The sequence below is a fragment of the Streptomyces griseus subsp. griseus genome, assembly GCF_000720255.1.
GTDB lineage: Bacteria > Actinomycetota > Actinomycetes > Streptomycetales > Streptomycetaceae > Streptomyces > Streptomyces griseus_I.
Genome location: NZ_JOJE01000030.1, coordinates 1 through 12,841, shown reverse-complemented (window position 1 = coordinate 12,841; position 12,841 = coordinate 1). Strand labels below are relative to the sequence as shown.

At 72.2% G+C, this 12,841-nt stretch carries 8 protein-coding genes and 2 pseudogenes; 2 read left to right on the top strand and 8 right to left on the bottom strand.

Annotated features, from left to right (window positions below):
* Positions 1-77 precede the first annotated feature (77 nt).
* Positions 78-911, top strand: a pseudogene (locus tag IG99_RS50625) (D-alanyl-D-alanine carboxypeptidase family protein); the annotation flags it as partial.
* Positions 912-970: 59 nt separating this feature from the next.
* Here IG99_RS50625 and IG99_RS51750 read toward each other — a convergent pair.
* The 3 genes from IG99_RS51750 to IG99_RS31050 form a co-directional block, all read right to left on the bottom strand.
* Entirely contained in the window at positions 971-2,347 is a 1,377-nt protein-coding gene (locus IG99_RS51750; RefSeq protein WP_037679798.1) for a glycosyltransferase 87 family protein, read from the bottom strand.
* Positions 2,348-2,361: 14 nt separating this feature from the next.
* Positions 2,362-3,759 carry a polyprenol phosphomannose-dependent alpha 1,6 mannosyltransferase MptB gene (mptB, locus tag IG99_RS31055; protein WP_037679797.1) on the bottom strand — a complete coding sequence of 466 codons (1,398 nt, stop codon included), beginning with the start codon at positions 3,757-3,759 and terminating at the stop codon, positions 2,362-2,364.
* Positions 3,760-4,022: 263 nt separating this feature from the next.
* Positions 4,023-4,952 (bottom strand): glutaminase, encoded by a 930-nt coding sequence (locus IG99_RS31050; protein ID WP_107056066.1) that lies wholly within the window; start codon positions 4,950-4,952, stop codon positions 4,023-4,025.
* 185 nt (positions 4,953-5,137) lie between these two features.
* Between IG99_RS31050 and IG99_RS31045 the strand changes: the two genes are divergently transcribed.
* Positions 5,138-6,859: a right-handed parallel beta-helix repeat-containing protein gene (locus tag IG99_RS31045; protein ID WP_078948011.1), complete on the top strand. Its 1,722-nt coding sequence runs from the start codon at positions 5,138-5,140 to the stop codon at positions 6,857-6,859.
* Here IG99_RS31045 and IG99_RS31040 read toward each other — a convergent pair.
* The 5 genes and pseudogenes from IG99_RS31040 to aspA form a co-directional block, all read right to left on the bottom strand.
* Positions 6,793-8,220: a UDP-glucose dehydrogenase family protein gene (locus tag IG99_RS31040; RefSeq protein ID WP_037679795.1), complete on the bottom strand. Its 1,428-nt coding sequence runs from the start codon at positions 8,218-8,220 to the stop codon at positions 6,793-6,795. The two genes, IG99_RS31045 and IG99_RS31040, sit on opposite strands and share 67 nt — an antisense overlap.
* Positions 8,221-8,261: 41 nt before the next feature.
* The gene (gene galE, locus IG99_RS31035; RefSeq protein WP_037679792.1) at positions 8,262-9,284 is read right to left on the bottom strand and encodes a UDP-glucose 4-epimerase GalE; all 1,023 of its coding nucleotides are present in this window, start codon (positions 9,282-9,284) and stop codon (positions 8,262-8,264) included.
* 75 nt (positions 9,285-9,359) lie between these two features.
* Positions 9,360-11,231, bottom strand: coding sequence for a glycosyltransferase (locus IG99_RS31030; RefSeq protein ID WP_037679789.1), 1,872 nt, complete (start codon positions 11,229-11,231; stop codon positions 9,360-9,362).
* Positions 11,228-12,256, bottom strand: coding sequence for a UDP-glucuronic acid decarboxylase family protein (locus tag IG99_RS31025; protein WP_078948010.1), 1,029 nt, complete (start codon positions 12,254-12,256; stop codon positions 11,228-11,230). Before IG99_RS31025 ends, IG99_RS31030 begins: the two co-directional genes overlap by 4 nt.
* Before the next feature lie 329 nt (positions 12,257-12,585).
* Positions 12,586-12,841, bottom strand: a pseudogene (aspA, locus tag IG99_RS31020) (aspartate ammonia-lyase); the annotation flags it as partial.

Sequence of the window (12,841 nt, the reverse complement as noted above, 5' to 3'; positions counted from 1 at the left end):
GGGGCATCCGGGTGCTCGCGTGGGGTGTTCGGCGCGGTCGGCGTGGTGCCGGAGAGGTCCGTTTCTACGTTGATCATATGACTATCGGATTCTCATCCCGGGTGGCCGCGTCGACCTGCGCGGTCTGCACGGCGGGCGTCCTGGCCCTCGCTCCCGCCGCGGCGGCCGTGCGCGGCGGGACGGACCCCGGTGCGCCGGACCGGCCCAGGGCGGCCCTCCCGCGTCCCTCGCTGCTCCAGCGCCACGGCACACAGGTCCGCCCGCGCACCGGGGCACCCAGGGTCCCGGAGGTCTCCGCCCTGTCGTGGCTGGTGGCCGACGCCCACAGCGGCGCGGTGCTCGCGGCGCATGACGCGCACCGCCGACTGCCGCCCGCCAGCACCCTCAAGACGCTGTTCGCCCTCACCGTGCTGCCGGTCCTGCCCGGAGGCGTCCGGCACCTGGTCAGCGGGGCGGAGTTGGCGGACGTGGGGCCGGGCAGCAGCCTCGTCGGGGTCGCCGAGGGACATGCCTACCGGGTGGACGACCTGTGGCACGGGGTCTTCCTGAACTCCGGCAACGACGCCGTGCACGTCCTGGCCGCGCTCAACGGCGGCTGGCGCGCCACAACCGCCAGGATGCAGTCCAAGGCCCGCTCCCTGGGCGCCCGCGACACCCACGTCCTCTCCCCCGACGGCTACGACACCCCGGGCCAGGTGTCGTCGGCCTACGACCTCGCGGTGTTCGGGCGGGCGGGGCTGCGCAACCCGGACTTCGCACGGTACTGCGGCACGGTCGAGGCCACGTTCCCGGGCCGCGGCGGTACGTACCGGATCCTGAACACCAACCGACTGCTGACCGGTGCCGGCGGGGTCGAGCGGTATCCCGGTGTGATCGGCATCAAGAACGGCTACACCAGCAACGCGGGCAACACGCTCATCGCCGCGGCGCGCCGGGGCGGGCGCACTCTCGTGGTGACGGTGATGAACCCTCAGGCGGGCGGCGGGTTCGCCGTGTACGAGGAGGCGCGGGCGCTGCTCGACTGGGGGTTCGCCGCCGCGGAGCGGGTGGAACCGGTGGGATCGCTGGACGCGCTGCGGGCCACGCCCCGGCAGGGGCCGGTCACGCTGCCGATCGCGGCGGCGGTCGCCCCGGACGGCGGGGCCGGCTGGCCGGAGGCGGCGGCGATCGTTGGTGCCGCCGCTCTGGGCGCGGCCGCCGTGGCGGTGGCGCTGCGGCTCCTGGGGGTACGCACCGAGGGGAGTTGACCGACCGGCAGCCACAGCAGCAGGCCCAGGGTGATCCAGGCGTAGGCGCTGCCGCCGATGAAGCCGTCCACGCCCGACGCGTCGTCGAACCAGAGCCACACCACGCTGCTGCACAGCACCGCGTACAGCGCGCCGGCGACGCGCGGGTGTCCGGCGCGCAGCAGTACGGCGAAGCTCGGCAGCAGCCACACGAGGTGGTGCACCCAGGTGATGGGACTGACCAGGCAGGCCGTCAGCCCGGTGAGGGCGAACGCGGCCTGCCACTCCCCCGCCGCCACGGCCCGGCGCGCCCGCCACACCCACACCCCGAGCACCAACAGGACCACCGCCGCCCAGACTTCGCGGCCCGGCTCACCGAGGCGGGCCAGGACGCCCTGCAACGACTGGTTCGAGACGTAGTCGAGGCGGCCCACCCGGGTCGTGTCCCACAGGGCCCGGGTCCAGTAGAAAAGGGACGCGTCCGGGGCCACCAGGGCCGCGAGCCCGGTCGCCGCGGCGGCGACGACCGTCGCGGCGACCGCGGCGCGCCACCTGCGGGCCACCAGCAGCAGCCCGATGAAGAGCGCGGGCGTCAGCTTGATCGCGGCGGCCAGCCCGATGCCCACTCCCGCCCAGCGGCCGCGCCCGGTGGCCAGCAGCCACCCGTCGACGAGGACGAGGGCCAGCAGCAGGACGTTGACCTGCCCGAAGCTGAAGGTGTCGCGCAGCGGTTCGAACAGGGCCAGGGCGCACAGGGCCAGCACGCAGCCGTACCAGCCGTGCCGCCGCCACGCCCGTCCGGTGAGCAGGCGCATCACCAGGACCAGCGCCGCCGCATTGAGCAGCAGTGCGACCGCGATCGCCGTATGCAGTCCCGTCCACGCCATCGGCAGCATCACGACCGCCGCGAACGGCGGATACGTGAAGCCGTACGTCGTACCGGGCACCCGGTAGTCGTAGATCCGTCCGCCGTGGTGGGTCCAGCTGTCGACCGTGCCGTAGTAGACGCGCAGGTCGAACCAGTCGCGCAGCAGCGGCACCGTCGCGGTGAACACGGTGACCGCGATGCCGAGAGCCAGCACCAGGAGAAGACGGCCGCGGTCGGTCCGAGGACCCTTCATGTCATACGCCCTCGTCATGCCGTACGCCCTCCCAGCGCCGGAGCCTGTGCCGTCTGGTGGGCCTGCCACAGGACGACCGCGGCGAGCGCTCCGCCGGAGACGGCCAGGACCAGTTGGCCGGTGTCCGCCGGGCCGCCGCTCGGCAGGACGGCGAGGGCGAGCACGCCGGTCAGGGCGGCCGTGCGGTGCCGCGTCGAGGCGCTCGGGGCCGCGGCGGCGATGAGGAACAGGCCCCACAGTGCGTACCAGGGGCGGATGGCCGGCCCGAAGGCGGCCACCGCCGCCAGGCTCAGGCCCAGCGCGTACACGGGGCGCCGGTGGCCGCGCCACCATATGGCGAGGACGAGGGCGGCGGTGACCGCGAGCCCGAGGACGTGCCAGGCCGGGACGGCCAGCGGCGCCAGGTCGCTGCCGAACCTCTCCAGGAGGGCTCCGGTGGCCCGGCCGAGGAGACTGGTGAGGGCCCAGTTGTGCCAGGAGACCGGGGTGTCCAGAGCGCCTGTCCAGCCGTACCCCGTGCCCGCGACCGCCGTGGCGGCGACGGTGGTCGCGGCGGACGCGGCCGCCGTCGACAGGACGGCCCGTGCGGGGCGGTGGCCCGCGCGCATCCGCAGCACCACGAGGGCCACGAGACCGAGCGCGGCGGGTGCCTTGACCAGGGCGGCGAGGGTGACGAGGACGGCGCCCAGAACGGGCCACCGGCCGAGTGCGGCGACGAGGCCCGCGCCGAGCAGGCCGAGCATGATGGCGTCGTTGTGGGCGCCCGCGACCAGGTGGAGCAGCACCAGCGGGTTGAGGACGCCCAGCCACAGCGCGGCGGCCGGGTCGGCGCCGCAGTGCCGGGCGAGGCGGGGCAGGGCGGCCGCCATCAGGGCCACGCCGAGCAGGGCGACGAGCCGCATGCCGAGGAGTCCGGCCGGGAGTTCGCCGTGGGTGAGGCCGGCCAACGCGGAGGCGAGGGCGAGGAACACCGGGCCGTAGGGGGCCGCGGTGTGCTGCCACAGCGGGGCGACCTCGTCGGCGAGGGGGCCGCCGAGCCGGGCGGGGCCGTGGGTGTATACGTCGATGTGCGCGTCCACCATGGCGCCCTGGGCCAGGTAGCTGTAGACGTCCCGGCTGAACAGCGGCGGGGCGATCAGCAGTGGCGCCGCCCAGACGGCGAGGACCAGCAGCAGGGCTCGGGGGGCGGGCGGGTCGGTGCCGCGCACGAGGCGGCCGAGCAGCAGCCAGGCCGCGATGAGCAGGACGACGCCGAAGTACGCGCCGACCAGGCCGACGGCGGCGTGCGGCGAGGAGGGCGCCAGGAGTTCCCGGGCGGGCAGGGCGCCTGCGGTCTCACCGCCCAGCGCGAGGAAGCCGGTGCCGGCCAGGCCCAGTACCTGGCAGCGGCGGAGATCGACGGGAAAAGCCATGGCCAACACTCCGTCAGCCTGTCGACGTCGGGTGGCCGGAAAACGACGCTGCCCTCTCGGGGCGGCGGCGCGTGGGCAACCGGCGGGTGATGCCGGGTCGAATCCCGCTCACGACGCCTCTGCCCGGCCGGGCAACGCTGGTGCCATGACGACGGCACCTCCAGGCGGGCGTCCGTCACCGCGGTCCTCCAGCGCCTCGCCGCAGGCGTTCTGCTCCTGGGCGCCGCGGCCGGTCTGGTCGGACAGCACGGCGGGCGTGGGGTTCAGAACACCGACAGCCCGGTCAGCGTCGTGAAGCGGTCCAGCGCCGCCACCCCCGCCACCGAATTGCCCCGCTCGTCCAGCCCCGGGCTCCACACGCACAGCGTGCACCGGCCCGGCACGACGGCGATGATGCCGCCGCCGACGCCGCTCTTGCCGGGCAGCCCGACCCGGTAGGCGAAGTCGCCCGCCGCGTCGTAGGTCCCGCACGTCAGCATCACCGCGTTGACCTGTTTGGCCTGGCTGCGGCTGAGCAGCCGGGTGCCGTCGGCGCGGATGCCGTGCCGGGCCAGGAAGGTGGTGGCCAGGGCGAGATCGGCGCAGGAGGCGGTGATCGAGCACTGGCGGAAGTACTGGTCGAGCAGCTCGGGCACCGGGTTGCCGATGTTGCCGTAGGACGCCATGAAGTGCGCCAGGGCCGCGTTGCGGTCGCCGTGCCGGGCCTCCGATGCGGCGACCTCCGCGTCGAAGGACAGCCTCGGGTTGTCGCTCTCGGCCTGGAGGAACCGCAGCAGTTCGCCGGCCGCGTCGCCGGTACGGCTGTGCAGGCGGTCGGTGACGACCAGCGCGCCGGCGTTGATGAAGGGGTTGCGCGGGATGCCGTTCTCGTACTCCAGCTGGATCAGGGAGTTGAAGGGGTTGCCGGAGGGCTCGCGACCCACGTGCTCCCAGAGTTCGGCGCCCTCGCGGGCCAGGTCCAGGGCGAGGGTGAAGACCTTGGTGATCGACTGCGTGGAGAACGGCTCCCGCCAGTCCCCCACGCCGTACACGGTGCCGTCCGGTTCGGCGACGGCCATGCCGAAGCTGCGCGGGTCGCGGGAGGCGAGCGCCGGGATGTAGTCGGCGGGCCGGCCGCGTGCCGGGGTGCCCGCGATCTCCGACGCGATGCGGTCGAGAACCGGCTGGAACTGCGAGGACATGATCGTCATCATGCCGCACGCCTGGCTGCGGGCGGTTGCCGGGTTGCGGGCCCGCCACCCTCGTCGTGCCGTCCAATCAGGCATGTCTTACGCCAAACTCCGCGTGCTGGCCCGTCGGTCGCGGACCCGCACGTCAGGGTGAAGGTGCGCGGTCCCCATGAGGCGGGGTCCGTTCGGTCGTCGAGCAGACAGGAGCGATGTTGCGCCAGCGGAACGAACGCACCGAAGCCACCTACTCGATGCGGCGGGACGGCAGGAGCAGAGCCGGCGCGGCGGGCCTGTGCGCCACGGCGGTGCTGCTGGCCGGATGCAGCATGCCCGCCCCGCACGTCCCCCTGCGGGAGAACGCCCAGGGCGGACGGGACTTCTACCTCAGTGCGCAGGGTGACGACAGCGCCGACGGCCGCACCCCGCAGACGGCCTGGCGCACCCTCCGCCGCGCCGACACCCTGCGGTTCGAGCCGGGCGACCGGCTGCGGCTCCAGGGCGGCGCGCGGTTCCGGGGCACGATCAGCATCGGCCAGGGAGATGCCGGCGATCCCCGCAAGCCCGTGGTGATCGAGTCGTACGGCAAGGGCCGCGCGATGATCCTGGCGAGCGGGACACGCGGGATCGAGGTGCACAACACGAGCGGCATCGTCCTTCGTGACCTGGTGATCGCGGGCGACGCGGCGGCCTACCGGAGGCGGGAGGGCATCGTCTTCGTCAGCGATCTGCCGGGCAGCCGGAAACTGCCGTACGTGCGGGTCTCGGGCATCGAGGTGAAGGGCTTCAGCAACGGCATCCGGCTGCACGGCGGCGCCGAGGGGTCGGGCTTCCGGGACGTGGTGATCAGCGACAGCGCGCTGCACACCAACCAGGACGCGGGCCTCGTGGCCGACGGCCCCGCCTTCGACGCGGACGCGCCCGCCTACGCGCACGAGGACATCACCGTGTCCGAGGTGACGGCGTACAAGAACGTCGGCGACCCCCGGGCGGCCCATCGCAACACCGGTAGCGGCATCGTTCTGGGCAGCGTCCGGCACGGTGTGGTCGAGCGGTCCGTCGCCCACGACAACGGGGAGTTCTCCTCACCGGACGCGATGGAGGGCCCCGAGGGCATCTGGACGTACGACTCGACGCGGATGACGTTCCAGAGGAACGTCTCGTACGGCAATCACACCGGCTCCCAGGTGGACGGGGGCGGATTCGGCCTCGACAACAACGTGTCGCACTCGGTGATGCAGTACAACCTGGCCTACGGCAACGACGGGGCCGGCTTCCTGGCCTACTCCGCCGTCCTCAACACCGCCCACACGGACAACACGATCCGCTACAACATCAGCCACAACGACAGCCGCAAGCTCCAGGCCTACGGCGGCATCGTCGCGTTCGGCGCGCGGGTGAGGAACCTCGCGATTTACCACAACACGGTACTGACCACGGCCAACGATGTCGTCCGTGCGCCCGCGCTGCGGCTCGAACAGAGCCTGGCCTCCGTCACCGTGCGCAACAACGTGTTCGCGACGGACGGGCCTCCGGTCGTGTCCTCCCAGGACGCTTTCGACCCGTCGGCCGTGCTCTTCCAGGGCAACGACTACCACAGCCCGCAGAGTTGGAGCCTGCAGTGGGGTGATGCCTGGTTCACCGATCTGGCCGCCTGGCGCCGGGCGACGGGTCAGGAGATGCTGGGCCCGCGCGCGACCGGCACCTCCGTCGACCCCTGCCTCGCCCAGGTCCCGCTGCCCGTGGCCGGTCCGAACCTCTACGGCGCCGGTCCGACGCGCGGCGCACTGGCCTCCCGGTGCCCGCGCACGCCGGCCGGTGCCGCCGTGGACCTCCGGAGCCTGGGCGTGAACCCGGGGCCGGTGGACTACTTCGGGGCGCCGCTGAGCGGGTCCCTGGGTGTGGGGGCCGTGCAGTCCGGTCCGAAGGCCTGAGGGATCGTCACCCGCAGGGCGTCGCCCGGGCCGGGCTGCGGGACGTGCGCGGGGCGGCCCAGGGCACGCACGTGCCAGCCGGCCACCCTCCAGGCCGCCGGGTCCAGGGCGTTGCGCGCGTCGAGCAGACGCGGCGCCCGGACCACCTCGGCCAGCTTGACCGGGTCGAGTTCGCGGTACCGGCGCCACTCGGTCAGGTGCAGCACGACGTCGGCGTCCCGGCACGCCTCCATGACGTCCGTGCAGTAGGTCGGCCCTGACAGCGCGGCCCGCGCGTTGTCGAGGCCCTCGGGGTCATGGACGGACACGTCGGCACCCTCGGCGACGATCTCCGCGGTGACGGCGAGCGCCGGTGAGTCGCGTACGTCGTCGCTGTCGGGCTTGAAGGTGGCGCCGAGTACCGCGACCCGCCGTCCGGCGAACGCACCCCCGAGGAGATGACGGGCGAGGTCGACGGTCCGCCTGCGCTGCCGGTGGTTGATCCGGTCGACCTGACGCAGGAAGGACACCGCCTCCCCGACCTGGAGTTCCTCGGCCCGGGCGAGGAAGGCGCGGATGTCCTTGGGCAGGCAGCCGCCGCCGAAGCCGAGTCCGGCCGACAGGAACCGGCGTCCGATGCGGACGTCGTGGCCGAGGGCGTCGGCGAGGGTGACCACGTCGGCCCCCGAGGCGTCACACACCTCCGCCATGGCGTTGATGAAGGAGATCTTCGTCGCCAGGAAGGAGTTGGCGGCGACCTTCACCAGTTCCGCGGTGGCGGGGTCGGTGCTGACGTAGGCGACCCCGGCGCGCAGCATCGAGTCGTAGACGGCGCGCAGCAGCTGGTCGGCGCGGGGCGAGGTGACGCCGACGACGAGCCGGTCGGGGCGCAGGGTGTCCTGGACGGCGTAGCCCTCGCGCAGGAACTCCGGGTTCCAGGCGACTTCGGCGTCTACGCCGGGACGCAGTCGCGCCGCGACCCTGCGGCTCAGCGCACGGGTGGTGCCCACCGGCACGGTCGACTTGCCGACGATGAGGCTGTCGCGGGTGAGGAGCGGTACCAGTCCGTCGACGACCGCCTCGACATGGCGCAGGTCGGCGGCGAGGGAGTCGGGGCGCTGGGGGGTGCCGACGCACACGAAGTGCAGGTCGCCGAAGTCGGCCGCCTCCTGGAGGGAGGAGGTGAAGCGCAGCCGCCCGTCCTCGGTGTTCCTGGTGAGGATCTCGGGCAGACCTGGTTCGAAGAAGGGCGCCCGGCCTGCCGCGAGCGCCTCGATCTTCCTGGTGTCGGTGTCGACACCGAGGACGTCGTGTCCGATGTCCGCCATGCACGCCGCGTGCACGGCGCCGAGGTAGCCCGTACCGATGACGGTCAACCGCATGAAGGTCCTCCTGTCTTGGGGCGCCGCCGACGTCGACGGGCTCAGCGGGCGTAACCGCGGGGGTTGAGTTCCTGGAACCGCCAGGCGTCACGGCACATCGCGGCGAGGTCGCGGGCGGTGGTCCAGTTCCAGGCGGCGGCCACGGCGCTCGCGTCGGCGACGAGTTCGGCGACGTCGCCGGGCCTGCGGTCGACGACCCGGTAAGGGATGTCCCGGCCGCTCGCCTCGGCGAAGGCGGCGACCAGTTCGAGCACCGAGGTGCCGGTGCCGGTGCCGAGGTTGAACACCCGCATGCCGGTGTCGTCGTCGAGGTGCTCGACGGCCACCCGGTGTCCCTCGGCGACGTCCATGACGTGGATGTAGTCCCGGACTCCGGTGCCGTCGGGGGTGGGGTAGTCGTCGCCGAAGACGCTGAGCCGCTCGCGTCGGCCGACGGCGACCTGGGCGACGTACGGCATGACGTTGTCGGGGACGCCGTGCGGGTCCTCGCCGAGCAGGCCGTCCGGGTGGGCTCCGACCGGGTTGAAGTAGCGCAGCGCGAGGACCTTCATGTCCGTCAGGTGGGCGCAGACGTCCGCCAGGATCCGCTCGCACATCAGCTTGGTGCGGGCGTAGGGGTTGGTGGGGGCGACCGGGCTGTGCTCGGTCAGGGGGACGTTCTGGGCGTCGCCGTAGACGGAGCAGGACGAGGAGAAGACCAGGCGGCGGACGTCGTGTTCGTGCATGACGGACAGCAGGGCGCAGGTGCCGCCGACGTTGGTGTCGTAGTACTCGACCGGCCGTGCCACCGAGTCGCCGACCGCCTTGTGGGCCGCGAAGTGGATGACCGCGTCCACCCGGTGGGCGGCGAACACCTCGGCGAGGGCGCCGCGGTCCCGCACGTCGGTGTCGTAGGCAGCGGTGAGGGGGCGGCCCGCGGTCTTGGCGATGCGCTCCAGGGCGCGGGGCGAGCTGTTGACGTGGTTGTCGACGACGACGACTTCATATCCGTGGGCGAGCAGTTCGACGCAGGTGTGGCTGCCGATGAAACCGGCGCCACCGGTCACCAGGACCGTTTCGGGCATCGGGTACCTCGTTCTGTTCTGTCGTGCCGGAGTGTCGCAGGGGGCTCGGGGCTCCAGGGTCCGGGGCGCGTGGCGTCAGCCCGCGAGGAACCCGCGGAGGTAGGTGGGGAACAGCATCAGCGCCCAGGCCAGCGGTACGAGGGCGACGAGGCCCGCGGTCAGGGGCAGGACGGCCGTGCGCAGGGCGCGGTGCACGCGGACGCCCGCCGACCGCGCGGTCTCCCGGATGTGCAGGACGCCGACGGCGAGGGTGACGAGCGCGTAGGAGAGGGATCCGAGGAGGCACAGGAAGACGTAACCGACCGCGGGGCCGGTCAGCTCTCCGAGCACGGCCGCGCCGGACAGCACGACGGTGATCAGGAGGTAGGGCAGCATCAGGCGCAGCGGCAGGGGCTCCATACCGTCGCGGACCTTGGGCGTGACCTTGAAGACGACCTTCCTGGGCCGTACGCGCTGCGTCAGCGCGGCCGCGGCTCCCCAGGCGACATAGGGCCAGCGGGTCAGTGCGAACAACCAGCCCTCCCAGCTCAGCAGGGGAGCGTCGACGGGGCGCAGCAGGCCGCGTCGGCGCAGCAGCAGGGTGAGCAGGACCAGGAACAACGACATGGTCCAGAAGTGCAGCAGGAATGCGGCGTAGTTGACGTTGATCCAGGGGTGGCCGGTGACGGCGGCGATCGGTGGCAGCAGCAGGCCGGCGGTGGTGGTCAGCGCGAGCAGCGGATAGTAGGAGAGGGCGAACGCGAAGCGGACCCGCAGTCGGCCGGGCATGCGGCGCAGGTGCTTGGGGAGCATGCCCAGCAGCATGAACACCAGGCTGCGCGACCACTGGAACTCCTGCGTGACCATGGCGGCGAAGGTGATGGGGCCGTCGCCGTGCGCCTCCGCGTCGATGGCGAACGCCCCGTGCCAGCCGGCCGAGTTCAGCAGGAACGTCGTCGAGAAGTCCTCGGCCAGTTCGGGTCCGAGGCCGCCGATGTCCTGCAAAGCACGAGTCCGTACGGCGTAGTGGGAGCCGATGCACAGCGGTGCGAGGCCGTCGGAGTGGCCCAGTTGCATGGGTCCGTGGAAGGTGGCCTCGCGGTGCAGCCGGCCCCGGGCCGACCAGGAGGTGCCGGCGTTGGCGTCGCACACGCTGGGGGCGGCGACATAGCCGACGGCCGGGTCGGCGAACGGCCGGACCATCTCGCTGAGGTAGCGGGGGTGGGGTACGTGGTCGACGTCGAGCTGGGCGACCACGTCGTAGTCGCTGTAGCCCCAGTGGTCGTAGAAGTAGGCGAGGTTGCCCTCCTTGCACCGGGTGCGGCGGGGCCAGGCGTCGCGGTGGTACGCCGGGTCGCCGCGCCGGCAGGAGACGCGCACGGCGTTGGTCTCGCACCACTCCAGGATCTCCTGGGTCGGGGCCTCGTCGCACAGCCAGACGTCGTAGGGGTGGGGGAAGTCCTGGCGCAGCATCGCGGTGAGGGTGGCTCGGGCGACGGCCCAGGGCTCGGACGGGGCGCGGGTCACGACGAAGGCGGTGCGCAGCCCGGGCACCTCGACGGCGGGGTTGAAGGTGCGCAGCCGGACCATCACGACGACGAAGTACAGCGGCAGCGCGGACAGGTACAGCAGCAGTGCGCTGTTCACCGCGAAGCCCGTCCAGCCGACCCGGTGCTCCGGGCGCAGCCACCACTCCCAGAAGACGACCAGGGCGGCCCACCAGCACACCGCGAGCAGGGACACCTTCGTCCGGTCGAGGCGGCCGAGGACGGGGATCCAGGAGACGGTGCGGGGCGTGAGCGCCCTGCGCGGCTTGCCGAAGACCGGTCCGTCGGCCGGCATGTCGACGACGTTGCCCGATGAGAGGGTCCACAGGTGGGTTCTCAGCATCGCGTCGTCGGTGGCGGGCAGGTGCCGACCGCCGTGGATCGTGGTGCCGCGGGCGCGGTCGTAATCCGTCTGGGTCACGACGCGGCGGGGGTCGCGCCGACGGGACCGGGCTCGGCGGTGACGACGCCGGCCTGTTGTCCGCCGCGGACGGCGGAGAGCGCGGCGGCGATGTCGTCGGGGCGGGCGGCGAACCACTCCACCGTGCGGCGCAGACCGACCTCGATGTCGATCTCGGGACTCCAGCCCAGGCGCTCCGACGCCCGTGTGATCACCGGCCGACGGCGGGTGGGGTCGTCGACGGGCAGCGGATGAAACCGGATCTCGGCCTGTGATCCCGTCAGGTTCAGAACAAGGTCGGCGAGTTGCAGCACCGTCAGTTCCACGGGATTGCCGAGATTCACCGGGCCGGGTTCGTCCTGGTCGAGCATGGCGACGATTCCGCGTACCAGGTCGTCGACGTAGCAGAAACTGCGGGTCTGCTTTCCGTCGCCGTAGACGGTCAGTGGTTCTCCGGCGAGTGCCTGGACGATGAGGCTGGAGACGACCCGGCCGTCGTGCGGGCGCATGCGCGGACCATAGGTGTTGAAGATCCGCATGATTCCGGTGTTCGTTCCGCGGTTCGTCCGATAGGCCTGGGTCAGCGCCTCGGAGAACCTTTTCGCCTCGTCGTAGACGCTGCGCGGGCCGATGGGGTTCACATGGCCCCAGTACGTCTCGTCCTGCGGGTGTACTTCGGGATCGCCGTACACCTCACTCGTGGAGGCGAGGACGAAGCGGGCGTCGTGGCGGGTCGCGAGGCGCAGCGCGTTCTCCGTGCCGCGACTGCCCACGGCGAGGGTTTCCAGCGGACGTGCGAGGTAGTCGGGGGGCGAGGCGGGACTGGCCAGATGGGCCACCGCGTCAACGGTTCCAGAGACCTCGGCCGACCGGCTGACGTCACCGCGGACGAGTTCGAAGGCCGGATTTCCGAGGAAGGGGGCGATGTTGGCGGGGGCGCCGGTCGAGAAGTCGTCGAGGCACACGACTTGGTCGCCGCGCCGCAGAAGTGCTTCGCACAGATGCGAGCCGAGAAAACCGCCGCCACCTGTCACGGCCACACGCATGAATTCTCCTGGATTCACCGAAGGATTCCATCGCTCCGCCCGGCGCAGGGTGTAGGGGAGACGTTCACCAGGACAGGAGACAGAGACGGCCTGTTTGGGAAGACCGCCAATTCAGCATATGAGCGTTGATAGCACTTTCTGGAGAATGGCGAGGCGGGCTGGGCCGATCGGCCGGTAGGCCCGGGTGAATGCCGCGTCACACATTCCCGCCGTCGCTGGGCTGCGACGGCTTCACCGCGTCATGGACGCTTCATACCTGGGTGTGAGGGCACCCCGCGTGTCGGTCCGGTGTGACACACCGGACCGCCTCCACGCGGGGTGCCGTGGTGTCAGAGCACCGGCGCGGGGCCGCTGCCCGCGAGCACCTCGGGGCGCAGCAGGTCCGCCAGGCGCTCGGCCGGTAGCAGACCCTTTTCCAGGACGAGTTCGGCCACGCCTCGGCCGGTGACGAGGGCCTCCTTGGCGATGTCGGTGGCCGCCGTGTAACCGATGTGCGGGTTGAGGGCGGTGACCAGGCCGATGGAGTTCTCCACGCTCGCGCGCAGCGCCTCGGTGTTGGCGGTGATCCCGTCCACACAGCGCTCG

What these genes read in the sequence shown, in the direction of transcription:
- galE (WP_037679792.1), bottom strand. Translation starts at nt 9,284, where the DNA reads ATGCCCGAAACGGTCCTGGTGACCGGTGGCGCCGGTTTCATCGGCAGC.
- IG99_RS31050 (WP_107056066.1), bottom strand. Translation starts at nt 4,952, where the DNA reads ATGATGACGATCATGTCCTCGCAGTTCCAGCCGGTTCTCGACCGCATC.
- mptB (WP_037679797.1), bottom strand. Translation starts at nt 3,759, where the DNA reads ATGGCTTTTCCCGTCGATCTCCGCCGCTGCCAGGTACTGGGCCTGGCC.
- IG99_RS31025 (WP_078948010.1), bottom strand. Translation starts at nt 12,256, where the DNA reads ATGCGTGTGGCCGTGACAGGTGGCGGCGGTTTTCTCGGCTCGCATCTG.
- IG99_RS51750 (WP_037679798.1), bottom strand. Translation starts at nt 2,347, where the DNA reads ATGAAGGGTCCTCGGACCGACCGCGGCCGTCTTCTCCTGGTGCTGGCT.
- IG99_RS31040 (WP_037679795.1), bottom strand. Translation starts at nt 8,220, where the DNA reads ATGCGGTTGACCGTCATCGGTACGGGCTACCTCGGCGCCGTGCACGCG.
- IG99_RS31045 (WP_078948011.1), top strand. Translation starts at nt 5,138, where the DNA reads ATGTTGCGCCAGCGGAACGAACGCACCGAAGCCACCTACTCGATGCGG.